Genomic DNA, 21,666 nt, shown 5'->3' on the forward strand with positions numbered 1-21,666 from the left:
GGGGAGCCCCGCCGTCGGGCACCTGCCCCCGGACACACGAGAGCCCGCCAGGACGGATCCTGGCGGGCTCTCGTGGAACGAGCTGAAAGGCTCAGACGTGACGGACGACCTTGCCGGCCTTCAGGCACGAGGTGCACACGTTGAGGCGCTTCGGGGTGCCCGAAACGATGGCACGGACGCGCTGGATGTTCGGGTTCCAGCGACGCTTCGTACGGACGTGCGAGTGCGAGATGCTGTGCCCGAAGCTCGGGCCCTTGCCGCAGACTTCGCAGTTGGCAGCCACGATTTCTCCTGATCGTCGTGCACGCCTCCGCGAAGGACAGCGGCGACGTAGTGAATGGTCTGTGGGGTGAACGCTCCGTACCGGCAGAAGCCGGGGAGCGTCCGTGGTCGCCCAGGTCTGTCCGGGCAACCTCCATAGGGTAGCCGATGGCCGCCCTCCACCCCAAACCGGCCCGAACGCATGCAAGAGGCAGCGCACGAGGCGGACTACGGTGGTCCGGACAGTATCGCAGGCTCGACGGGGGTTCGGCACCCTCGCGTGCCGCCCCGGACCGAGGAGCCCCACGAGCGTGACCGACGGCAAGGAGCACATCGAGCCCGCACTGGTGCGGGCGTGGGTGACCGAGACGGTCCGGACGCTCGGGGAGGCCAGGGCGCGCATCGACAGCGCGAACGTCTTCCCCGTCGCGGACGCGGACACCGGCACCAACATGCTCCTGACGGTCACCGAGGGAGCGCGGGCCGTGTCTGCCCTGCCCGACGGCGAGCCCACCGACACCGTCCTGGTCGCCTTCGCGCGGGGTGCGTTGCTCGGGGCGCGCGGGAACTCGGGCGTGATCCTCAGCGAGTTCCTGCGCGGCTTCGCGGGCGCGGTCACGTTCGCGGACCAGCCCGTGGGGTCGCTGCGCGTCGCGACGCGGTTCGAGGCCGCCGCGCGCGCCTCGTACGCGGCCGTCGCCGCCCCCGTGCCCGGGACGATCCTCACGGCCGCGAGCGGCGGTGCGTCGGCGGCGCGCGCCGCGGCCGACGCGGGCGCCGACCTGACGGGAGTCGTGGTCGCGGCGCGTGACGGATCTCACCGCGCCATGCTCCGCAGCCCCAGCGAGCTCGAGGTCCTCTCGCGCGCCGGCGTGCTCGACGCGGGGGCCTACGGGCTCGTGCTCGTGCTCGACGCGCTGTGCCGCGTCCTGGGCGCGGACGGGCTCGACGGGGCAGGGCTCGAGGCCGAGGCCGCCGCCCGCGGCGGGTCGCCCGGAGCCCAGCCCGGCGCCGCGGGCCACGCCGCGGACCCGGCGGACCCGGTGATGTCGGTGGCCGGCGGCACCATGGACGCCATGGCGACCCTGACGACCGACGCCTCGGTGGACCGGGAGGCGGAGCCGAGCCCCGCGGTCGGGCCCGGCGACCCTGCGCAGGCCGCTGCGCCCGCCGACGGGGGGACCGCGAGCGTGGGGCTGGACGGTGAGTTCGAGGTCATGTTCGTCGTGGAGGCGGGCGTGGGGGACGCGCTCCGCACCGTGTCCCTGGAGACCGACGGCCCTGACCTCGCGGACGCGCTCCGCTCCGCGCTGCAGGAGGTCGGCGACTCGGTCGTCGTGGTCGGCGACGGCGTGTGGCAGGCCCACGTGCACACGGACGACCCGGGGCGCGCGGTCGCCGCGGCCCGTCAGGTCGCCGCCGGCCGGGCCGGGCTGCGCCAGGTCTGCGTGCGCCACCTCGCGACCCAGGTCGCGGCGCGCGGCGTGCACGCAGGCCTGCCAGAAGCCCCGCCTCACACCGACCAGCAGGTGCCCGCGCACGGCGTGGTGACCATCACGTCGGCGCCGGGGCTCGTACCGGACCTCGCCCGCAGCGGGGCCGTGGTCCTGCTCGCGGCCGACCGCGCACCCGAGCCCGAGGAGGTGCTGCGCGTCGCGGTGGACACCTCGGCCCGGCTCGTCACGGTGCTGCCGGGCAGCGACGCGGCCGCGGCCGCCGCCCGCGCAGCGGCACTGCTGGTCGAGCCGGGCGCGGGCGACCTGCAGGCCGTCGAGGTCCTCGACGCCCCGACCGACCTGCACGTCGTCGCGGCGCTCGCCGCCGCGCAGCTCGTCGAGGAGGGGCAGGCCGAGGCGATGCGTGCCGCGCTCGCCGAGGTCCGGGCGGTCCAGGTCGCAGCGGACGGCTCGCTCGTGCGACCCGCGCTCGAGGAGCTCCTGCGCCCGGACGACGAGGTCCTCACGATCATGCCGGGCCGCCGGGTGGACCCGCTCGTGATCGACGTCGTCGTCGGCATCGCACGCCAGCGCGTCCCGGGCATCGAGGTCGTCGTCCTCGACTCCGGGCGCGACCACGCAGACCTCGAGCTGGGAGCGGAATGAGCAAGGACCTGACCCCCGAGGCCACGGACCACGTGACCGCTTCCCGGGTGCTGGCCGGAGACCTGGTCACGGGGCCCGTGGACCGGTTCGCCGAGCCGCTCGCCAAGGTGCTCGGCCCGCGGTCCGCCGGCGCGCTCGCGAAGCTGGGCCTCGAGACCACGGGCGACCTGCTGGGCCACTACCCTCGCCGCTACGGCGACCCGGGCAGGCTCACCGACCTCGGCGGGCTCGTGCTCGGCGAGCACGTGACGATCATGGCGCGCGTGGTCCAGGCGACCGTGCGGGCCATGCGCTCGCGGGGCGGGGCCATGATGCAGGCCGAGGTCACCGACGGCGTCCACCGCCTCTCGCTCACGTTCTTCGCCAAGGGCACGGGGGCGCTCCGCACGCACGAGAGCCGTCTCCAGCCTGGGCGCACGGGCCTGTTCACGGGCGTCGTGAGCGCCTACCGCGGGGCGCGCCAGCTCACGCACCCGGACTACCTGATCATCGGGGTCGACGCCGACGACGAGGAGTCGGCCCTCATCGAGGCGCGTCGCCCCATCCCGCTCTACCCGGCGAGTGCCGCGATCCCGAGCTGGCGGATCCAGAAGGCCGTCCGCCAGGTCCTGGACCCGCTGACCGAGGACGAGGTGCCGGACCCGCTGCCGCCCGCCGTCCGCGAGGCCCGCGGGTTCGGGTCGCGGCACGCAGCACTCAAGGACGTCCACGAGCCGTTCGACACGCGTCAGTGGCAGCACGGGCGCGACCGCCTGCGCTACGAGGAGGCGTTCGTGCTCCAGGCCGCGCTCGCCCAGCGGCGCGCGCGGGCCGAGGCCGAGGAGGCGACGGCCCGCCCGCTGCTCGCCCCGGGCGAGCCCAGCGTCCTCGCGGACTTCGACGCGTCGCTGCCGTTCACGCTCACGGCCGGGCAGCGCGAGATCGGCGAGGAGATCTCCGGAGAGCTCGCGCGCTCGCGGCCCATGCAGCGCCTGCTCCAGGGAGAGGTCGGCTCGGGCAAGACGGTCGTCGCGCTGCGCGCGATGCTCCAGGTGGTCGACGCCGGAGGGCAGGCCGCGCTCCTGGCACCCACCGAGGTGCTCGCCTCGCAGCACGCCCGCACGCTCGCGACCCTGCTGGGGCCGCTCGCCGAGGGGGGCATGCTGGGCGGGGCGGACCACGGCACGCGCGTCGCGCTCCTCACGGGGTCGATGGGGGCCGCCGCCAAGAAGTCCGCGCTGCTCGACGCCGCGAGCGGGCGCGCGGGGATCGTCGTCGGGACGCACGCGCTGCTGAGCGAGAACGTGCAGTTCGCGGACCTCGGGCTGGTCGTGGTCGACGAGCAGCACCGGTTCGGCGTGGAGCAGCGCGACGCGCTGCGGGCCAAGGCGAGGACGAGCCCTCACCTGCTCGTCATGACCGCGACCCCCATCCCGCGCACGGTCGCCATGACGGTCTTCGGCGACCTCGAGACGTCCTCGCTCACCGAGATCCCGGCCGGGCGCGCGGGCATCACGACGCACGTGGTCCCCGCGGACAACGAGGCGTGGATGAACCGGACGTGGCAGCGCGTGCGCGAGGAGGTCGACGCCGGGAACCGCGCGTACGTGGTGTGCGCCCGGATCCACCCCGACGCCGAGGCCTCGGCCCCGGATGCCGGTCCCGACGCCGCAGCGGCCGCGGGCGAGGGCAAGGGGGCCGCGAGGAGGAGGTCGCGGACCGACGACTTCGACGAGGTGCCCGACTTCCTCGACCTCGACGGGACCGGCACGGGGTCGGACCGGCCGCCCCTGCGCGCGGTGCTCGAGGTCGCCGAGGAGCTCGCGCGCGTGCCCGCGCTGCGCGGGCTCTCAGTCGGCGTCCTGCACGGGCAGATGCCCCCCGCGGACAAGGAGAAGGCCATGGCCGACTTCGCGTCCGGCGCGGTGCAGGTCCTGGTCTCCACGACAGTGGTCGAGGTCGGCGTGGACGTGCCCGAGGCCACGGTGATGGTCGTGTTCGACGCGGACCGGTTCGGCCTCTCGCAGCTCCACCAGCTCCGCGGCCGCGTGGGCCGTGGCTCCGCGCCCGGGCTGTGCCTGCTCGTCTCGACCGTCGAGCCCGGCACCCCCGCGGCCGTCCGGGTCGAGACCATGGCCGAGACCACCGACGGCTTCCGCCTCGCGACCGTCGACCTCGAGCTGCGCAGCGAGGGCGACGTGCTGGGTGCGGCCCAGTCCGGCAAGGCGAGCTCGCTGCGGCTGCTGCGCGTCGTCAAGGACGTCGCGGTGATCGAGCAGGCGCGGGCCGACGCGGCCGAGGTGATCAGCGCGGACCCGGACCTCGAGCACCACCCCGAGCTGCGGGCGGCGATCGCCAGCCAGCTCGACCCCGAGCGTGAGGAGTTCCTCGAGCGGGCGTAGCCGGGGCCTTGGCCCACCCCGTCTAGGCTGTCCCGCATGACGAGGATCGTGGCCGGGACGGTCGGAGGACGCAGCCTGCAGGTGCCCCCCAAGGGCACGCGGCCCACGAGCGACCGGGTGCGCGAGGCGATCTTCTCGCGCCTCGAGCACTACGGGGTCCTCGAGGGGGCCTACGTCCTGGACCTGTACGCGGGCTCGGGCGCGCTGGGCCTGGAGGCGGCCTCGCGCGGCGCGCAGAAGGTCGTGCTGGTCGACGCCGCGCGCGTCGCCGCGGAGGTCTGCCGGACCAACGTGAGGACCCTCGGTCTGACGAACGTGCAGGTCGTCCAGGACAAGGCCGAGAAGTTCGTCCTGTCGCCGCCGACGACCACGTGGGACGTCGTCTTCATCGACCCTCCCTACGACCTCGCGGAGGCCGTGGTCGCCGAGCTCCTCCGGCAGCTCTCCGCGACGTCGGCGCTCGTCGAGGACGCGGTCGTGGTCGTCGAGCGCTCGACGCGCAGCCCCGAGCCGCAGTGGCCCGCGGGGTGGGAGCTGCTCGCCCGCAAGGACTACGGCGAGACGGCCGTGTACTACGCGGGTCCGGCTGCGACCGAGGAGTCCGCGGCCGCCGACGCGCCCTGAGCGACCTAGAGCGCGGCAGGGGCGGCGGGCGCGCGCAGCGACGTCTCGTCGAGCAGGCCCACGGGAACACGGTCCAGCTCGTCGGCCGGGACCAGCTCGACGCGCTCTCCCGCGACCGAGGCCAGCAGCGCGCGCGTCGGCGCGTCGTCCGCGAGGCTCCCCTCGCTGTCCACGAAGTACTCGCGCAGGAACGTGCGCAGCGGGGCCGCCGGCACGCTCGTCGCCGTGGGGTCCTCGGTCGCGAGCGTCATGAGCAGCAGCGCGGGCACACGCTCGGCGCCCGGCGCGTTGCCGGGCTGGAAGTACGGCACCGCCAGGACACGTCCGCCGTGGCGCGCGTAGAACCGTAGCCGCGCCTCGGGGTCCCCGTGCGCCTCGCTCGCCGAGTGGAAGCCCGGGTGCTCGACCTCGCCCAGCACCATGGCAGGGCGCAGGTTCGTCAGCCATGCGGCCACGGCCGCCCCGAGGAGCGCCGCGCCGATCCCGCCCCCGCGCCGCCCCGGCGCGATCGCCAGGTACTGCACGAGCAGGACGCGCGCCTCGGCCGACCACGAGCCGACGACGCCGGCCACCACACGCCCGGCAGGCGCCTCGCCCGGCTCGCCGTCCGCCGTGCCCGCCTCGCCCGACCCGGGCCCAGCCGCACCCTGTCCGCTCGGGGGAGCGGCGCCGTCGGGCACCTCCACGACCCCCAACGACTCCAGGTGCCCCGCCGCGTGGTCCGCGAGGAACGACGAGAGCGAGACCAGCTCCGCAGGCGGGAACGACGGGCTCAGCACGTCCCGGTAGAGCTGCGTGAGCTGCTCGACCGAGCGGAGGGGGACGACGACGGGACCGGACTGGGGAGACATGGCACCCATCCTGCCGCGCCCGCGCCCTGCGCGCGGCCTGACGCGGCCCGCGGCAGGCCCTGACCTGCCCGGATTCCCGGGGGGCGTGTACTACCGTGGCAAGGTGACCATCGCCGTCTGCCCGGGGTCGTTCGACCCCCTCACCCTCGGCCACCTCGACATCGTCCGCCGAGCGCGGTCGCTGTTCGACGAGGTCGTCCTGGGGGTCGCCCGCAACTCGTCCAAGTCCGCGCTCCTGAGTGCGGAGCAGCGCGTCGAGATCGCCCGCGCCGCGCTCGACGCGAGCCCGGGACTCGAGGACGTGCGCGTCGCGATCGTCCCCGGCCTCCTCGTGGACTTCTGCCGCGAGGTCGGTGCCGTGGCGGTCGTCAAGGGCCTGCGCGGAGGCGCGGACTTCGACGCCGAGCTGCCCATGGCCCTCATGAACCGCCACCTCGTGGGCGTCGAGACCGTGTTCGTCCCGGGCGACCCCGCCCTCGCCCACGTCGCGTCCTCGCTCGTCAAGGACGTGGCCCGCTTCGGGGGGCCGGTCGACGACCTGGTCCCGGCGGGGGTGGGCGACCTCGTGCGCCAGGCGCTCGCGGACCGCGCGGCCGGCTCGACGCCCGCGGCAGAGCAGACGCGGCAGGCGCAGCAGGCGACCCCCACCACGGAAGGAACAGGCCGATGAACGACCACCCGCTCGCGCAGACCGAGGACGAGGCCCAGACCGAGGCCGGGCTCCACGTGATCCTCGACGACCTGGCCCACCTCGTCGAGACCGCCCGGGCCATGCCCATGTCGTCCTCGGTCCTGGTCCACAAGGCCGACGCCCTGGCGCTCGTCGACGAGATGCGCCGCGCGCTGCCCGAGCAGCTCGCGCACGCCGACGAGGTGCTCGCGGAGGCCGACGCGGTCCTTGCGGAGGCGAACAGGCAGGCCGAGGACATCCTCACGACGGCGCGCGCCCGCGCGATCGAGCTGGTCCAGAAGGAGCAGGTCGCGGTGCAGGCCGAGTCGCGGGCCCACGCGATCGTCGAGGACGCCGAGCGGACCGCCGCCGAGCTGCGGGTCGACGCCGACGACTACTGCGACCGTCGCCTCGCCGAGTTCGAGGTGGACCTGGGCAAGGTCATGGCGCAGGTGCACGCCGGGCGGGCCAAGCTCGCCCAGCGCATGGGGGAGCTCCAAGGAGCCGAGGGCTCGGGGGAGTAGGTCGCGGGGCCGCGGACAGCCTGTCCGATCCGGGTCAGTTCGCGAGGTTAGACGGCGGTTCGGTCATGCCGTAAGATGGTCCGTTGGTCCTGCCTGTCATCGGTTGGGGCCGAGGTGCACGTTCATCTTCCTGAGATCCCCCTGGTTCTTGCGGGACTGGCGTGCGCGCTGTGACCTTGAACACCTGGTGACCCGCTCGGGTCGCTGACAACCCGTGGAGGAACCCATCACTCTCGACTCGCGCTCGCCTCTTGTGCTCGACACCTACGAGCTCGGTCGGCGTCCCGGATCGATGCGTGAAGTGACTCGCTCGGTCAAGGCTCCGGCAGACCTCGGTACCGTCGTGATCGGCATCCCTGAAGGCACTGATCTCGAGCTGGACGTCCGGCTCGAGTCGGTGATGGACGGGGTCCTGGTGACAGGGACTGCCCAGGCCCAGGCGGTCGGGGAGTGCGTGCGGTGCTTGGAACCGGTGACGGCTGACGTCGTCGCGGACATCCAGGAGCTGTTCGTGTATCCCGAGCGTGCGAAGGCCGCGGCAGAGTCCGGTGACGACGAGGACGAGGTGTACGAGCTCGAGGGCGACCTGATCGATCTCGAGCCCGCGCTTCGGGATTCCGTCGTCACTGCACTACCATTCAGACCGTTGTGTCAGCCCGATTGCCAGGGCCTGTGCTCCGAGTGCGGAGCACGTCTGGCTGAGGATCCTGATCACTCGCACGACATTGTCGATCCCCGGTGGTCGGCACTACAGAGCATGCTCGAGGATCCGAGCGTGTCCGACGAGACGAAAGAGAGCTAGCCGTGGCTGTTCCGAAGCGCAAGATGTCGCGCAGCAACACCCGTGCGCGTCGTTCGCAGTGGAAGACCACCGCCGCGAACCTCACGACCTGCCCGCAGTGCAAGGGCGACAAGCTGTCGCACGCTGCGTGCCCGACCTGCGGCACCTACAAGGGCCGTCAGTACGTCGAGGCGCTGCGCACCGAGCACGCAGGCTGAATAGCGTGACGCCGGAAGCCCCTGCGGCCGCCGGTCTTCTCGAGAGGCTCGGGATCCACCTGGATCCCGAGCTTCTCGTGCTTGCACTGACGCACCGTTCGTTCGCCCACGAGCACGGCGGCATCCCCACCAACGAGCGCCTCGAGTTCCTCGGGGACACCGTGCTGGGGCTCGTCGTGACCGAGGCGCTGTACCGCCGCCACCCGGACCTGCCGGAGGGCGAGCTCGCCAAGATGCGCGCCGCCACGGTCTCGCAGAAGTCGCTCGCCGCGATCGCGCGCGACCTGGGCCTCGGCGGGTACATCCTGCTCGGCAAGGGCGAGATCCGGACCCGCGGCAACGACAAGGACTCGATCCTGTCGGACACCGTCGAGGCGCTGATCGGTGCGACCTACCTGAGCCACGGCCTCGAGGTCGCTCGCGACCTGGTGCACCGGCTCGTGGACCCCACGCTCGCCGTCGCCGCTGACCTGGGCGCAGGACTCGACTGGAAGACCTCTCTCCAGGAGTCCGCCGCGGCCCGCAACCTGGGTGCTCCGGCCTACGCGAGCACGGGCGACGGCCCCGACCACGCCCGCACCTTCACGTCCGAGGTCTCGCTCGACGGCGTCGTCTACGGCACCGGCCACGGCTCGGCCAAGAAGTACGCCGAGCAGGAGGCCGCCGAGATGGCGTACCTCGCCATCCAGAAGCTGCCGCTGCCCGCCTCGGCCGCGGGCACGGACGCACGGGCGGACCAGGACGAGCACCTCGACGAGCCGGGCACCGTTGCCTGAGCTCCCCGAGGTCGAGACCGTCCGTGACGGTCTCGCCCGCCACGTCACCGGACGCACGGTCACGGGCGTCGAGGTCCTGCGCGACTACTCGGTCCGTCGTCACGAGGGTGGCCCGGAGAGCTTCCGCGGCCAGCTCGTGGGGCAGCGCGTGGGCGCCGCGGTCCGCCGCGGCAAGTACCTGTGGCTCCTCCTGGAGGAGACGTCGGGCGCGGTGGACGTCGAGTCCGGCGACCTGCCCGACGGCGCCGCGCCCGCGGGCGGGCACGTCACCGCGCTCATGGCGCACCTGGGCATGAGCGGCCAGCTCCTGGTCCGGTCAGGGAGCGCCGCGGTCGAGAAGGTCCCACACCTGCGGGTCCGGCTCGAGCTGTCCGGGCTCGCCGGCGAGGACGAGGCGGACGCGCCGCGCACCCTCGACTTCGTGGACCAGCGCACGTTCGGGCACCTGTCCGTGACGGACCTCGCACCGACCCCCGACGGTGCGCCCGGAGGCTGGGGGTCGCCCCTCGCGGAGATCCCCGAGCCCGCCGCGCACATCGCGCGCGACCTGCTCGACCCCGCGCTGCGGCGCGACGACCTCGCACGGGCGGTGCGCCGTCGTCGGACCGGGATCAAGCGCGCGCTGCTCGACCAGCGCCTCGTGTCCGGCGTCGGCAACATCTACGCCGACGAGGCCCTGTGGCGCGCCGGGCTCCACTACGCGCGCCCCACCGACACCCTGCGACTGGCCGAGGCGCACCGCGTGCTCGACGCCGCCGAGGAGGTCATGCGAGAGGCCCTCGCCCAGGGCGGGACCAGCTTCGACGAGCTCTACGTCAACGTCAACGGCCAGTCCGGGTACTTCTCGCGCTCGCTCGCGGTGTACGGGCGCGAGGGCGAGGAGTGCACGCGCTGCGGGGCGCTCGTGCGGCGCGACGAGTTCATGAACCGGTCGTCGTACACGTGCCCCGTCTGCCAGAAGGTGCCGCGGAACGCGCGCTGGTAGGTGCACCTGGCGGTGGTCGCGCCGGGCGTGTGCGCGACGTTCCTCTCGCATCGCCCCTCAACGGGGCCCTCGGACGGATGAGTTGTCAGAACGTGGCCGGTCTATGGCCCGGCCACGTTCTGACAACTGGTCCACTGCGGGATCGCGGGACTCAGCGCGGGACCACGTTGCGCGGCGGGCGGCCCGCGCGCAGGTTCTCCAGGTTCTCCAGGACCAGGGCCGACGCGCCCTGCGGTCGGCCTCCCGCGACGTGGGGGGTCAGGATCGTGCGCGGGGCGTCCCACAGCGGTGAGCCCGCCGGGAGCGGCTCGGTCTCCGTCACGTCCAGCGCGGCGCCGCCCAGACGGCCCTCGCGCAGCGCGGCGACCAGGGCGACCTCGTCGACCGTCGCTCCGCGGCCCGCGTTGACGAACCACGCGTGGTCCGGGAGCTGGGCGATGCGGGCGGCGTCGAACGCGTGGCGCGTCGCCGGGACCGCGGGCAGCAGAGAGACCAGGACGTCCGTCGTCGCCAGGACCCGTGGCAGGTCCGCGTCGGTCACGACGGGGAAGCCGAACCGGTCGCCCGCGGTGCTCGCGACCCCCGTGACGCGCGCCCCGAGCGCCGCGTACAGCGGTGCGAGCGCGGCCGCGATCGAGCCGAAGCCCCAGATCGTGACCTGCGCACCGTGCAGCGTGAAGCGCGGGCTGGTCGCCGGGTCGGCCTGCTCGTCCCCCAGCGCCGAGTCCCACCGGTGCTCGCGCTGCGCCGTGCCCAACCGGTCGAGCCGCCGGACCGCCGCGAGCGTCAGGGCCAAGGTGTGCTCGGCCACGGGGCCGTCGTGCAGCGACCGACCGTTGGTGACGACCACATCCGGGGCGAAGCCCGCCGCGAGGATCGCGTCAGGCCCTGCGGCGAGGGTCTGGACCCAGCGCAACCGGGGCAGGTGCGCGGCGGCGTCCGCGAGGTTCGCGGGGGTGTTGGCCCAGGCGACCAGGACCTCGGCGTCGCGGTGCTCGACCGGGAGGGGCGCTCCGCCGTCGTACTCGACGAACACGTCCCGTGCACCGCGTGCGCTCGCCGTGGTGTCGCCGGACCCCTGGGGCGTGAGGTCGAGCGGGAGGGAGTCGGGGACGAGGATCTTCACGCGTGGCTCCAGACGAGGGCGAGGGCGGTGCGGACGGGACCGGCGGCCGGGGCAGCGGCGGGACGGCCTCGACGACGCTATCAGCGCGACACGCTCGACCGTCCCGGCGTGTCGCGGGTCGACCTGGTGCCCCGACCGTTCCGGGAGCGAAATCCCCGGCCGGGCGATATGTTCGCAACGTCTGGCACGTTCGAGCGGTTCTCGGCGACCCGTCCGTCCAGGGGGGTCTCGGCGGCACGGAGGAAAGATGGCCTCACCCACAGCGGAGCCGGGCGGTCCAGGGACGCCCTCGTCGGTCACGTCGGAGGGCCGCGGTGCACCGCCCACCCGCGAGGAGATGCGCGCGGCGATCACGGCCCGGACGCCCAAGAACTACATCACGTGGCTGATGCTCGCGTTCATGATCACGTCGTCGGTCGCGAGCCTGCGTGCTGCGCCGACCATGGCGGTCTACGGGCTGTCCGCGGTGTTCCTCTACATCGTGCCCGCGATCGTGTTCCTGCTGCCGACGTCGCTCGTCTCGGCCGAGCTGGCCTCCGGGTGGTCCGGCGGCGTGTACCGGTGGGTCGCGGACGGCATCTCGAAGCCCGCGGGGTTCCTGGCGATCTGGTGCCAGTTCGCCATGACGATCTTCTACTACCCGAGCCTCCTCGGGTACGTGGCGAGCACGTTCGCGTACGTCATCAACCCCTCGCTCGCGAGCAACGGGCTGTACGTCGCGATCGTGATCGTGGTGCTGTTCTGGACGGGCGTGTGGGTGTCGTCGCAGGGCACCAAGACCGTGGCGGGCCTCTCGAGCTTCGGCCTCATCATCGGGACCCTGGTTCCCGGGGCGCTGCTCGTGATCCTGGGGCTCGTGTTCCTCGGGCAGGGCAACACGTCGGCGGCCCCGATGGACGCCTCGCACCTGCTGCCCCAGTGGACCGGGATCGCGTCGCTCGTGCTCGTGGTCAACAACTTCCTGTCCTACGCGGGCATGGAGATGAACGCCGTGCACGTGACCAGCCTGCGCAAGCCGGCCAAGGAGTTCCCGCGCTCGATGTTCCTCGCGATCGGCCTGGTGCTGCTGATCTTCATCCTCCCGGCGCTCGCGATCAGCTGGGTCATCCCGGCCGACCAGCTCAGCCTGACGGCGGGGGTCATGCAGGCGTTCGACGCGTTCTTCGCGAACTTCGGCGTGAGCTGGCTGACGCCGATCCTGGGCCTCATGCTCATCGCGGCCTCGCTCGGTGGCATGCTCACCTGGCTCGCCGGACCGTCCAAGGGCCTGCTGACCGTGGCGCGCGAGGAGGGCTACCTTCCGCCCTTCCTGCAGAAGCTCAACAAGCACGGGGTCCAGCAGAACATCCTGGTCTCGCAGGGCCTGGTGACCACGGTGATCGCGCTGCTCTACGCGTTCATCCCGGACGTCTCGAGCTCCTACTGGATCCTCTCGGTCATCACGACGCAGGTGTACCTGATCATGTACCTCCTGCTCTTCGTGGCGGCCGTCCGGCTGCGGCGGAACAAGCCCGACCACCCGCGCGGGTACCGCGCACCGGCGCTCACGCTGCTGTGCACCGTCGGCTTCCTCGCCTCGGTCGCGGCCATGATCATCGGCTTCGTGCCCCCCGCCCAGTTCTCGAGCGGCAGCAGCGGGGTCTACCTGCTGATCGTCGGCGGCGGGCTCGGGGTCGTCGGCATCCTGGTCCCCGCGCTCTTCTACTTCCTGCGCAAGCCCCACTGGAAGAACCCCGACAACGTCGGGGGCCCGGAGGAGCCGCTCGTCGACGCTCCCGCCGACGGACCGAAGGAGGCGTGACATGACCACGACGTCGACGACGGGGGGGCCTGGCGGAACCGACGGCCTGCCGCAGCACGAGGACGAGCCGGACGGCACCCGGCGCTGGATCGTCTACACCGCGGCCGCGATCCTGGCCGTCGGGGTCGGGATCCTCATGGCCGTGCTGTACAACAGCTACCACGCCTCGCAGGACCGCGAGCTCGCCGAGCAGCGGGCAGCCGAGCTGCACGGCAAGTTCGAGGAGATCGGGATCACGGCGTTCGACGAGGACCAGATCGTCGCGGTGCTGGGCGCCGACGGCGGCGGCTTCTGCAGCGACCCGGCCGCCCTGGTGAAGGCGACGGCGAACCTCGGGTCCACGAACGGGGCCACGGGACCCGGCAGCAGGCCGTCGCTCGTCGACGAGCGACGGCTCGCAGGGGACCGCCTCGTGATCGAGGTCTACTGCCCCGAGCAGCTCGACGAGTTCGACGACTACGTCGACTCCCTCAACCTCGACGAGAACACGACCAACCAGGAGGAATCGTGAGCAGCGCCCCGGAAGATCTCACGCCCGTGCAGGAGCAGGTCGCGTCACTGCTGCCCCGAGCCCTCGACGACCTGCGGACCCTGGTCGCGATCCCGTCGGTCGCCGACGAGCGGCTCTTCCCCCGCGAGGACTGCGAGAGGGCCGCGCACTGGGTAGCCGACGCCTTCCGCGCCGAGGGGATCGACGACGCCCGCCTGGTCGAGACCCCCGACGGGTCGAACGTGGTGCTGGGCTACCGCCCCGGCCCACCCGGGGCCCCCACGGTGCTCCTCTACTCGCACTACGACGTGCAGCCCCCGCTCGACGACGCCGCATGGCACACGCCACCGTTCGAGCTCACCGAGCGCGACGGACGCCTGTACGGTCGCGGGTCGGCCGACTGCAAGGGCAACATCGTCACGCACCTCACGGCGCTGCGCGCCCTCCGGGCGCTCGGCGGCGACGACTTCCCGGTGGGTGTCCGGATCGTCATCGAGGGGTCCGAGGAACAGGGTACGGGCGGCCTGGACCAGTACGTCGAGGCCCACCCGGGCGAGCTCACCGCGGACGCGATCCTCATCGCCGACACGGGCAACGCGACGCTGGGCCTCCCCACGCTCACAGTGTCCTTGCGCGGTGCGACCAACGTCGTCGTGACGGTCGAGGCGCTCAAGGGCGAGATCCACTCGGGCATGTTCGGCGGCGCGGCGCCCGACGCGCTCGCGGCCCTCGTCCACCTCCTGTCCTCGTTGCGCGACGAGGAGGGGAACACGACGATCGACGGCATCCCCCCGGAGATCGCCGACGCCACCTGGCCGGGCGTCGACTACGACCCGGACCAGTTCCGCAGCGACGCCGGGATGCTCGAGGGCACCCGGCTCCTGGGGTCGGGGCGCGTCTCCGACCAGCTGTGGGCCCGGCCGGCCGTCACGATCCTGGGGATCGACGCCCCGAACGTGGTGGGCTCGGCCGCAGCGATCCAGCCCCGGGCCGCGGCCCGGCTCAACCTGCGGGTCCCGCCGGGGGCGGACGCGCAGGACCTCCAGGACAAGCTCGTGGCCCACCTGGAGAACCACGCGCCCTGGGGTGTCAAGGTCACGACGACGCGCGACGCCGTCGGGCAGCCGTTCCAGGCCCGGACCGACGGGCACGTGTTCGACACGCTCTCGCGTGCGCTGGCCGACGCGTTCGGCAAGGAGACCGTCACGGCGGGCCAGGGCGGGTCGATCCCGCTGTGCAACGTGCTCGCGTCCGAGTACCCCGACGCGCAGATCGTGCTGCTCGGCGTCGAGGAGCCCGCGTGCCTCATCCACGCGCCCAACGAGTCGGTCGCGCCGAGCGAGATCGAGCAGCTCGCGGTGGGCGAGGCGCTGTTCCTGTCCCGGCTGGGGGCAGGGGCGTCCCAGGGCTGAGGCGGCGACGGAGGGCTACCGCCCGGCTGCCGCCTCCTGCGCGAGCGCCCACCGGTAGCCCTCGTCGCGCGCGATCAGCTCGGCGTGGGTGCCGCGTGCGAGCACGGTCGCGGGGCTCTCGGGGTCGGCGTCGTCGGTCCGGCCGAGGAGCAGCACCTCGTCGGCCGCGGCGAGCGCCGAGAGCCGGTGGGTCGCGACGACCACGCCTCGCCCGCGCGTCCGGGTGGTCTCCACGAGGTGGGTGAGCAGCTCGTCGGCGGTCGCCGGGTCGAGGTGCTCGGCGGGCTCGTCGACGAGCAGCAGGGGAGCGGGGGCCAGCAGGGAGCGTGCCACGAGGAGCCGACGGCGCTCCCCGCCCGAGATGGTCGTCGCGTCCGGTCCGAGGGTCGTGCCGACGCCGTCGGGCAGTCCAGCGAGCCACTCGCCGAGCCCGACCTCGACCAGCGCGGCCTCGGCCTCGTCCGGGGTGACGTCGCCGCGGGCGACGCGCAGGTTCTCGAGCAGCGTGGTGTCGAAGACGTGCCCGTCCTCGGCGACGAAGACGACCTGGTGCGCGACGTCGTCGGGCGGCAGGGACGAGATCGGGGAGCCGTCGAGGCTCACGTGTCCCGCGACCTGCGGGATGAGACCCGCGGTCGTCATGAGCAGGGTCGTCTTGCCGACGCCCGAGGGGCCCACGATCGCGACCGCCCGCCCGGGGCTGACCGTGAGGTCGATCCCGGTCACCGCTGCGCGACCGTTCCAGCCGCACGAGGCGCCGGCCACGGTGATCTCGGGGACGGGGGCCACGGCTTCCGAGGTGTCAGAAGTGGCCCGGGGGATGGCCCGGTGTGCTTCTGACAACCTGGTGTCGCCAGCGTGCGTGTCAGAAGTGGCCCGGGGCATGGCCCGGTGCGCTTCTGACAGGTCAGCGGGGCCGGGGTTCGTGGCAGAGACCGCGGTGGACCCGGTGGTCCCGTCGTTCCCCGCGAGCACCTCGGTCCCGGCCGCCGCGTCGAGCAGCTCCATGATGCGCCGCGCGGCCTGGCGCGACCGGTGCATCTGCACGGCTGCGGCGGGCAGCACGCCCGCGGCCTCGAACACCGCGAGCGGGGTCAGGACGATCACGGCGAGCTCGACCGGCGCCAGGGTCCCCGCCGCGACCGCCGGGATGCCGAGCAGCAGCGACGCGAGCACGGCGAGCCCGATCGCGGCGTTGTTGATCGCGGCGGCCGTGCCCGAGGTCCGTGCCCCGGAGTCGGTCACCGCGGCGAGCTCACGGTCGGTGCGCCGCAGCGCGTCCATGCGCTGGGAGAGCCGACCCGAGACCGTGAGCGGTCCCGAGCCCTCGAGCGTCTCGAGCACCGTGGACGTCATCTCGGCGCGGGCGGCCGCGCCGCGTTCCTCGGTGCGGCGCGCGGCCCGCGCGGAGAGCCAGGGGCCCAGGACGCCTGCGAGCAGGAGGCAGAGGAACAGGGCGACGCCCGCCGAGGGCAGGAACACCCCGACCAGGATCACCGAGCCCGCGGACACCACGAGGGCCACGCCCGCGGGGATGATCGCGCGCACGACGACGTCGCCCACCGAGTCGACGTCGGCGCCCACGCGCGCGAGCAGGTCGCCGCGACGGACACCCGCGACCGCGGCTGTCCGCCCGGAGGCCAGCGAGGTGTAGACGTTGGCGCGGAGCGAGGCCATGCCGCGCAGCGCGACGTCGTGCGAGGCCAGTCGCTCGAGGTAACGGAACACCCCGCGCGAGATACCGAACGCGCGCACGGCCACGGTAGCGACCGAGAGCTGGAGCACGGGAGGCATCTGCGAGGCGCGCGCGATGAGCCACGCCGCGACGGCCGCGAGCCCGACCGAGCTGGCCAGCGCGAGCGAGCCCAGCCCGATCGCGCGCGCGGCGCGTCCCCAGCTCACGTCGAGGAGCCGCACCGCGCGCCACAGGGGATCAGCGCCCGCGCCGTCGGCCGTGCCGGCGCCGCGGACGGGAGAGTCGCGGGACGTGTCGAGGGCGCTCATGCGACGGCTCCAGACGAGGTGGGTGAGGAGGTGGGAGCGTCGGCAGCATCGCCGGGGGTCGGGGGCAGCGCGGCCGAGGAGACCGTCACGACCTGGTCGGCGAGGTCGACGAGGCTCGTGCGGTGCGCGACCACGACGACCGTGCGCCCCTGGTCGCGCCAGGCCCGGACGGCGTCGAGCACGGCGCGCTCGCCGCGCGCGTCGAGGTGCGCCGTGGGCTCGTCGAGCACCACGAGCGGCACGCGCGACGGGTCGCCCAGCAGGGCCGCGGTGAGGGCCACGCGCTGACGCTGGCCCACGCTGAGCCCCACGCCGCCCTGGCCGATCGGGGTCGCCCAGCCCTCGGGCAGGACGTCCAGCACGGCGTCGAGCCCCGAGAGCCGCGCGGCCTCCGCGAGGTCGTCGTCGGAGACCTCGCGCCCGTCGAGCACGACCTCGCGCACGGTGCCGGGCGTGAGCGTGGGGCGCTGGGGTACCCACGCGACCTGCGGCCACCACGTGGCAGGGTCGATCTCGGCGAGGTCGACGGGCTCGCCGACGCGAGGGGTCACCACGACGCGCCCGGCGTCGGGCGCGAGCAGGCCGAGCAGGACCAGCGCCGTGGTCGTCTTGCCGGACCCGCTGGGCCCGGTCAGGGCCACCACCGTGCCCGACGACGGAGCGCCCGACGCGGAGCCCGCCTCGCCGGCAGCGGAGCCGAACGTCGTCGTGAGCGCCGCGGGGGCGAGCACGTCGCGGTCTCCCGCGCGCACGCTCACCCCCTCGAACGTGATCCGAGCACCGGCCAGGGAGGGCGCGGGCGTGGTGCCGACGGGACGAAGCGGTTCGTCGAGCACCTCGAACGCCTGGTTGGCCGCGGCGATCCCGTCGGTCGAGGCGTGGAAGTGCATCCCGACCTGGCGCAGCGGCAGGTAGACCTCGGGGGCCAGCACCAGCACGGCCAGCGCGGGCTCGAGCCCGACCTCGCCGTACACGAGGCGCAGCCCGATCCCGACCGCGACGAGCGCGACCGACAGGGTCGTGAGCAGCTCGAGGACCATGCCGGACAGGAACGCGACACGCAGCGTCCCCATGGTGGCCCGGCGGTTGGCGTCGCCGAGCGCCCTGACCCGCTTCTCGGGCCCGTGCTCGCGACCGAAGGCGCGCAGCGTCGGCAGCCCGGCCATGAGGTCGAGCACCTGGGAGCCCAGGCGCTGCATGACCTTGAGCCGCCGTTCGGACGTCCCCGCCGTGAGCTGGCCGACGAGGATCATGAAGACCGGGATGAGGGGGATCGTGACCGCGATGATGATCGCGGAGATCCAGTCGAGGCCCAGGACCACCGCGAGCGTCGCGGGGGTCACGGTCGCCGCGAGCAGGAGCTGCGGCAGGTACCTGACCATGTACGGCTCGAGGTCGTCGAGCCCGCGCGTCGCGAGCGTCGCGACCGCCGGACCGCGGCCGGTCGCCAGCCAGCGGGGCCCGAGGGCCACCGCATTGCTGACGACCTGCTCGCGGAGCTCCGCGACCGTCTTCGTCGCGGCCTTGAGCGCGAACCGCTCCTGCGCCCACGCGACCCCGGCGCGCACCGCCACGACCGCAGCGAGCAGCGCGAGGGGAGTGCCGACGTCGGGCAGCGAGAGGCTGCCCTGGATCGCGGGGGCCAGGACGCTCGCGATGAGCAGCGCCTGCGCCACGACGAGCCCGGCCGTCACGAGGCCGAGCACCGCCGTGAGCACGACGTACCCGCGGGCCGCCCGCGCCTGGCGCAGGAGCCGTGGATCGAGGGGCTTCACTCGGAGGTGTCCCCGGTGCCGCGCTTGCGCGAGCCCGACGACGTCGCGCCCGTCCCGGCGTCCTTCTCGTCCTCGGCGGGGGTCAGGTCGAGCGACCTGGCACTGCCCGACGACGGGCCACCGAACGCGGCGTCCTTGATCTTGGTGAGCGACAGGCCGATGGGCGGCGGGATGTCCTTGGTCGAGAGGCGGCGGCGGAACACCCAGTAGGTCCACGACTGGTAGAGCAGCACGACCGGGACGAGGATCACGGCGACCCAGGTCATGACGGTCAGCGTGTACTGCGTCGAGGACGCGTTGTCGATGTTCAACGAGTTCGCGGGGTCGTGGGCCGGCATCACGTCGGGGTACATGGACCCGAAGATCAGGACCGTCGCGGCGAGGATCGCGAGCGCGGAGAACAGGAACGCCCAGCCCTCACGCGCCTTGGCGTTGGCGATCACGACGCCGACCAGGGCGAGAGCCGCGACGACGACCGCTGCCCACGTCCACGGCACCGAGTAGGCGACCTGGGCCCACACGGCCCAGCCGCCGGCCACGACGACCGCGGCGACCGAGAAGTACCCGGCCAGGCGGCGCGCCTTGACCCGCACCTCGCCGTCGGTCTTGAGGGCGATGAAGACCGCACCGTGCATGAGGAACAGCACGAGCGTCGTGAGGCCCCCGAGGAGCGCGAAGGGGCTGAGCAGGGCCCAGAATCCGCCGACGTACTGGTGCGCGGCGTCGAGCTCGACCCCGCGGACGAGGTTGGCGAACGCGACGCCCCACAGGATCGCGGGGATCCACGAACCGAAGATGATCGCCTGGTCGCAGCGCGCCCGCCAGCGGTCGTCGTTGATCTTTCCGCGGTACTCGAACGCGACACCGCGCACGATCAGCGCGAGGAGGATCAGCAGCAGCGGGATGTAGAAGCCCGAGAACAGCGTCGCGTACCACTCGGGGAACGCCGCGAACGTCGCGCCACCCGCCGTGATGAGCCAGACCTCGTTGCCGTCCCAGACCGGGCCGATCGTGTTGATGATGAGCCGGCGCTCGGTGTCCTGCTTCGCCTTGTCCTTGTTGCGGGACAGGATCGGCATGAGCATGCCGACACCGAAGTCGAATCCTTCGAGGACCAGGTAGCCGATCCACAGGATCGCGATGAGCACGAACCAGAGAATGGTGAGTTCCATGAGTACTGGGTCTCCTTGAGCCGTCAGAGCGCGTCAGTACGCGAAGGACAGGGGGCGTTCGGACTCGTCGGTCGAGTCCGGGTCGTCGGGGTCGCCCTTGGCGCGCGCCTCGGGGGAGTCGTCGTGCACGGTCTCCGGCACGCCCTCGACCGTGTAGCGGTGGATGAGCTTGAACCAGACGACCGCGAGGGCCCCGTACACGAGCGTGAAGACGATCATGGAGGTCAGCACCACGCCCGGGCCGACGACCGTGGACACGCCGCGCTCGGTGAGCAGGCGGATCGAGTCGATGCCTGACGGGTTGGGGGCCACGACCCACGGCTGACGTCCGGTCTCGGTGAAGATCCAGCCGAACGACGACGCGATGAACGGCATGGGGATGGCCCAGATCCCGACGCGTGCGAACCACTTGTTGTCGGTGACCTTGCCCTTGCGGGTGAGCCACAGCGCCATGAGCGAGAGCGCGATCGAGCCGACCGCGAACCCGATCATGAGGCGGAAGCTCCAGTAGGTCAGGCCGAGGTTGGGGGAGTAGTTGACCGGCTCGCCGTCCGCGGTGACGTCGCCGTAGCGCTCGGTCATGGACTGCTGGACCTCGTCGACGCCCGGCAGCGGGGCAGTGAAGCTGCCCTTGGCGAGGAACGACGTCATGCCGGGGATCTCGAGGATGTGGTTGACGCCCTCGCACGAGTCGGACAGGTCGCCGATCGCGAGGATGGAGAACGGCGCGCCGTCGGGAGAGCTCTCGCACAGGGCCTCGGCGGCTGCCATCTTCATGGGCTGCTGCTGGAACATCAGCTTGGCCTGGAAGTCACCGCTGACCGCGACGCCGAGCCCCGCGATGATCATGGTGATGACGCCGAGCGTGATCGCCGGACGGTAGACGCTGCGGGCGAGCTCGATGTTCTCGGCCTTCTTGGTGCGCACCAGACGGACCATCCACCACGCGGCGATGCCGGCCACGAACGTGCCCGCGGTGAGGAACGCAGCGGCCACGGTGTGCGGGAACGCCGCCCACAGCGTGTTGTTCGTGAGCACCGCGCCGATGTCGTTCATCTCGGCACGGCCGGTCTCGGGGTTGTAGATGGTCCCGACCGGGTGCTGCATCCACGAGTTGGCCGCGAGGATGAAGAACGCGGAGAGGTTCACGGCGATCGCGACGGCCCAGATGCACGCGAGGTGCACGCGCTTGGACAGGCGGTCCCAGCCGAAGATCCACAGGCCGAGGAAGGTCGACTCGATGAAGAACGCGGCGAGCGCCTCCATGGCGAGCGGGGCACCGAAGACGTCTCCGACGAAGCGCGAGTACTCGCTCCAGTTCATGCCGAACTGGAACTCCTGCACGATCCCCGTCACGACGCCGATCGCGAAGTTGATGAGGAGCAGCTTGCCGAAGAACTTGGTGAGCTTGAGCCACCGCTCGTTCCCCGTGCGGACCCATGCGGTCTGCATGATGGCGACGAGGGGAGCGAGCCCGATCGTCAGCGGCACGAAGATGAAGTGGTAGACGGTCGTGATGGCGAACTGCCACCTCGCGAGATCGAGGACGTCCACAAACGCTCCTGGGGGGTTTCCTGGGGGCTACCGGGGGATTCTGAGGGTGAGCTCAGGGCAGGGTCAGCAGTCGTACTCCTGACGCTAGGACCAATCTGCACCATCGGCGAGGCAGGGAAGCGCCAAAACTCTCGGGAAACGACAGTTTGTGAGAACCTT

The 21,666-nt window shown here is 72.8% G+C and carries 19 protein-coding genes; 12 read left to right on the plus strand and 7 right to left on the minus strand.

What is annotated here, in order from left to right:
- Positions 1-91 precede the first annotated feature (91 nt).
- Positions 92-283, minus strand: coding sequence for a 50S ribosomal protein L28 (rpmB, locus tag ASE27_RS07765; RefSeq protein ID WP_056648452.1), 192 nt, complete (start codon positions 281-283; stop codon positions 92-94).
- A 289-nt stretch (positions 284-572) separates the two neighbouring features.
- On the opposite strand from rpmB, the gene ASE27_RS07770 reads away from it, so the two are divergent.
- From ASE27_RS07770 to rsmD, 3 genes are read left to right on the plus strand one after another with little or no spacing between them, the layout of a single operon-like run.
- Positions 573-2,363: a DAK2 domain-containing protein gene (locus ASE27_RS07770; RefSeq protein ID WP_056648454.1), complete on the plus strand. Its 1,791-nt coding sequence runs from the start codon at positions 573-575 to the stop codon at positions 2,361-2,363.
- The gene (locus ASE27_RS07775; protein WP_082608681.1) at positions 2,360-4,744 is read left to right on the plus strand and encodes an ATP-dependent DNA helicase RecG; all 2,385 of its coding nucleotides are present in this window, start codon (positions 2,360-2,362) and stop codon (positions 4,742-4,744) included. The genes ASE27_RS07770 and ASE27_RS07775 overlap by 4 nt, the downstream gene beginning before the upstream one ends.
- 36 nt (positions 4,745-4,780) lie before the next feature.
- Positions 4,781-5,368: a 16S rRNA (guanine(966)-N(2))-methyltransferase RsmD gene (gene rsmD, locus ASE27_RS07780; protein ID WP_056648456.1), complete on the plus strand. Its 588-nt coding sequence runs from the start codon at positions 4,781-4,783 to the stop codon at positions 5,366-5,368.
- Positions 5,369-5,373: 5 nt separating this feature from the next.
- Here rsmD and ASE27_RS07785 read toward each other — a convergent pair whose 3' ends face one another.
- Positions 5,374-6,219: a hypothetical protein gene (locus tag ASE27_RS07785; protein ID WP_056648458.1), complete on the minus strand. Its 846-nt coding sequence runs from the start codon at positions 6,217-6,219 to the stop codon at positions 5,374-5,376.
- Positions 6,220-6,322: 103 nt separating this feature from the next.
- Here ASE27_RS07785 and coaD point away from each other — a divergent pair, with 103 nt between their 5' ends.
- From coaD to mutM, 6 genes are all read left to right on the plus strand, one after another.
- A complete protein-coding gene (coaD, locus tag ASE27_RS07790; RefSeq protein WP_082608740.1) occupies positions 6,323-6,889 on the plus strand; it encodes a pantetheine-phosphate adenylyltransferase in 567 nt (188 codons plus the stop codon).
- Entirely contained in the window at positions 6,886-7,413 is a 528-nt protein-coding gene (locus tag ASE27_RS07795) for a hypothetical protein (RefSeq protein ID WP_056648460.1), read from the plus strand. The genes coaD and ASE27_RS07795 overlap by 4 nt, the downstream gene beginning before the upstream one ends.
- 214 nt (positions 7,414-7,627) lie before the next feature.
- Positions 7,628-8,215 carry a DUF177 domain-containing protein gene (locus ASE27_RS07800; RefSeq protein ID WP_056648462.1) on the plus strand — a complete coding sequence of 196 codons (588 nt, stop codon included), beginning with the start codon at positions 7,628-7,630 and terminating at the stop codon, positions 8,213-8,215.
- 2 nt (positions 8,216-8,217) lie between these two features.
- The gene (gene rpmF / locus ASE27_RS07805; protein WP_056648464.1) at positions 8,218-8,412 is read left to right on the plus strand and encodes a 50S ribosomal protein L32; all 195 of its coding nucleotides are present in this window, start codon (positions 8,218-8,220) and stop codon (positions 8,410-8,412) included.
- A gap of 5 nt (positions 8,413-8,417) precedes the next feature.
- Positions 8,418-9,188, plus strand: a complete 771-nt coding sequence (rnc, locus tag ASE27_RS07810) for a ribonuclease III (RefSeq protein WP_235535386.1) — start codon at positions 8,418-8,420, stop codon at positions 9,186-9,188.
- Positions 9,181-10,173, plus strand: a complete 993-nt coding sequence (mutM, locus tag ASE27_RS07815) for a bifunctional DNA-formamidopyrimidine glycosylase/DNA-(apurinic or apyrimidinic site) lyase (protein WP_056648467.1) — start codon at positions 9,181-9,183, stop codon at positions 10,171-10,173. Before rnc ends, mutM begins: the two co-directional genes overlap by 8 nt.
- Before the next feature lie 151 nt (positions 10,174-10,324).
- Here the strand turns inward: mutM and ASE27_RS07820 are convergent, their stop codons facing one another.
- Positions 10,325-11,299, minus strand: a complete 975-nt coding sequence (locus ASE27_RS07820) for an NAD(P)-dependent oxidoreductase (RefSeq protein WP_056648469.1) — start codon at positions 11,297-11,299, stop codon at positions 10,325-10,327.
- 247 nt (positions 11,300-11,546) lie between these two features.
- On the opposite strand from ASE27_RS07820, the gene ASE27_RS07825 reads away from it, so the two are divergent.
- From ASE27_RS07825 to ASE27_RS07835, 3 genes are read left to right on the plus strand one after another with little or no spacing between them, the layout of a single operon-like run.
- Positions 11,547-13,100, plus strand: a complete 1,554-nt coding sequence (locus ASE27_RS07825; protein ID WP_231907696.1) for an APC family permease — start codon at positions 11,547-11,549, stop codon at positions 13,098-13,100.
- Position 13,101: 1 nt separating this feature from the next.
- Positions 13,102-13,611, plus strand: a complete 510-nt coding sequence (locus ASE27_RS07830; RefSeq protein ID WP_056648471.1) for a hypothetical protein — start codon at positions 13,102-13,104, stop codon at positions 13,609-13,611.
- On the plus strand, positions 13,608-15,002 hold the full coding sequence (locus tag ASE27_RS07835; protein ID WP_056648472.1) for a dipeptidase: 1,395 nt from the start codon (positions 13,608-13,610) through the stop codon (positions 15,000-15,002). The genes ASE27_RS07830 and ASE27_RS07835 overlap by 4 nt, the downstream gene beginning before the upstream one ends.
- A 15-nt stretch (positions 15,003-15,017) precedes the next feature.
- On the opposite strand, the gene ASE27_RS07840 is transcribed toward ASE27_RS07835, so the two are convergent.
- The 4 genes from ASE27_RS07840 to ASE27_RS07855 are packed head-to-tail and all read right to left on the minus strand — an operon-like array spanning position 15,018 to position 21,507.
- Positions 15,018-17,006 (minus strand): amino acid ABC transporter ATP-binding/permease protein, encoded by a 1,989-nt coding sequence (locus ASE27_RS07840; protein ID WP_056648475.1) that lies wholly within the window; start codon positions 17,004-17,006, stop codon positions 15,018-15,020.
- Positions 17,003-18,781: a thiol reductant ABC exporter subunit CydD gene (cydD, locus tag ASE27_RS07845; protein ID WP_056648476.1), complete on the minus strand. Its 1,779-nt coding sequence runs from the start codon at positions 18,779-18,781 to the stop codon at positions 17,003-17,005. Before cydD ends, ASE27_RS07840 begins: the two co-directional genes overlap by 4 nt.
- The gene (cydB, locus tag ASE27_RS07850) at positions 18,778-19,953 is read right to left on the minus strand and encodes a cytochrome d ubiquinol oxidase subunit II (protein ID WP_082608683.1); all 1,176 of its coding nucleotides are present in this window, start codon (positions 19,951-19,953) and stop codon (positions 18,778-18,780) included. Before cydB ends, cydD begins: the two co-directional genes overlap by 4 nt.
- 33 nt (positions 19,954-19,986) lie before the next feature.
- Positions 19,987-21,507, minus strand: coding sequence for a cytochrome ubiquinol oxidase subunit I (locus tag ASE27_RS07855; RefSeq protein WP_056648478.1), 1,521 nt, complete (start codon positions 21,505-21,507; stop codon positions 19,987-19,989).
- Positions 21,508-21,666 lie beyond the last annotated feature (159 nt).

This window comes from Oerskovia sp. Root918 (genome assembly GCF_001428945.1).
GTDB lineage: Bacteria > Actinomycetota > Actinomycetes > Actinomycetales > Cellulomonadaceae > Oerskovia > Oerskovia enterophila.

Coding starts and splice junctions, on each gene's coding strand:
- ASE27_RS07775 (WP_082608681.1), top strand. CDS start 2,360: ATGAGCAAGGACCTGACCCCCGAGGCCACGGACCACGTGACCGCTTCC.
- rsmD (WP_056648456.1), top strand. CDS start 4,781: ATGACGAGGATCGTGGCCGGGACGGTCGGAGGACGCAGCCTGCAGGTG.
- ASE27_RS07785 (WP_056648458.1), bottom strand. CDS start 6,219: ATGTCTCCCCAGTCCGGTCCCGTCGTCGTCCCCCTCCGCTCGGTCGAG.
- ASE27_RS07795 (WP_056648460.1), top strand. CDS start 6,886: ATGAACGACCACCCGCTCGCGCAGACCGAGGACGAGGCCCAGACCGAG.
- ASE27_RS07825 (WP_231907696.1), top strand. CDS start 11,547: ATGGCCTCACCCACAGCGGAGCCGGGCGGTCCAGGGACGCCCTCGTCG.
- ASE27_RS07830 (WP_056648471.1), top strand. CDS start 13,102: ATGACCACGACGTCGACGACGGGGGGGCCTGGCGGAACCGACGGCCTG.
- ASE27_RS07840 (WP_056648475.1), bottom strand. CDS start 17,006: ATGAGCGCCCTCGACACGTCCCGCGACTCTCCCGTCCGCGGCGCCGGC.
- cydB (WP_082608683.1), bottom strand. CDS start 19,953: ATGGAACTCACCATTCTCTGGTTCGTGCTCATCGCGATCCTGTGGATC.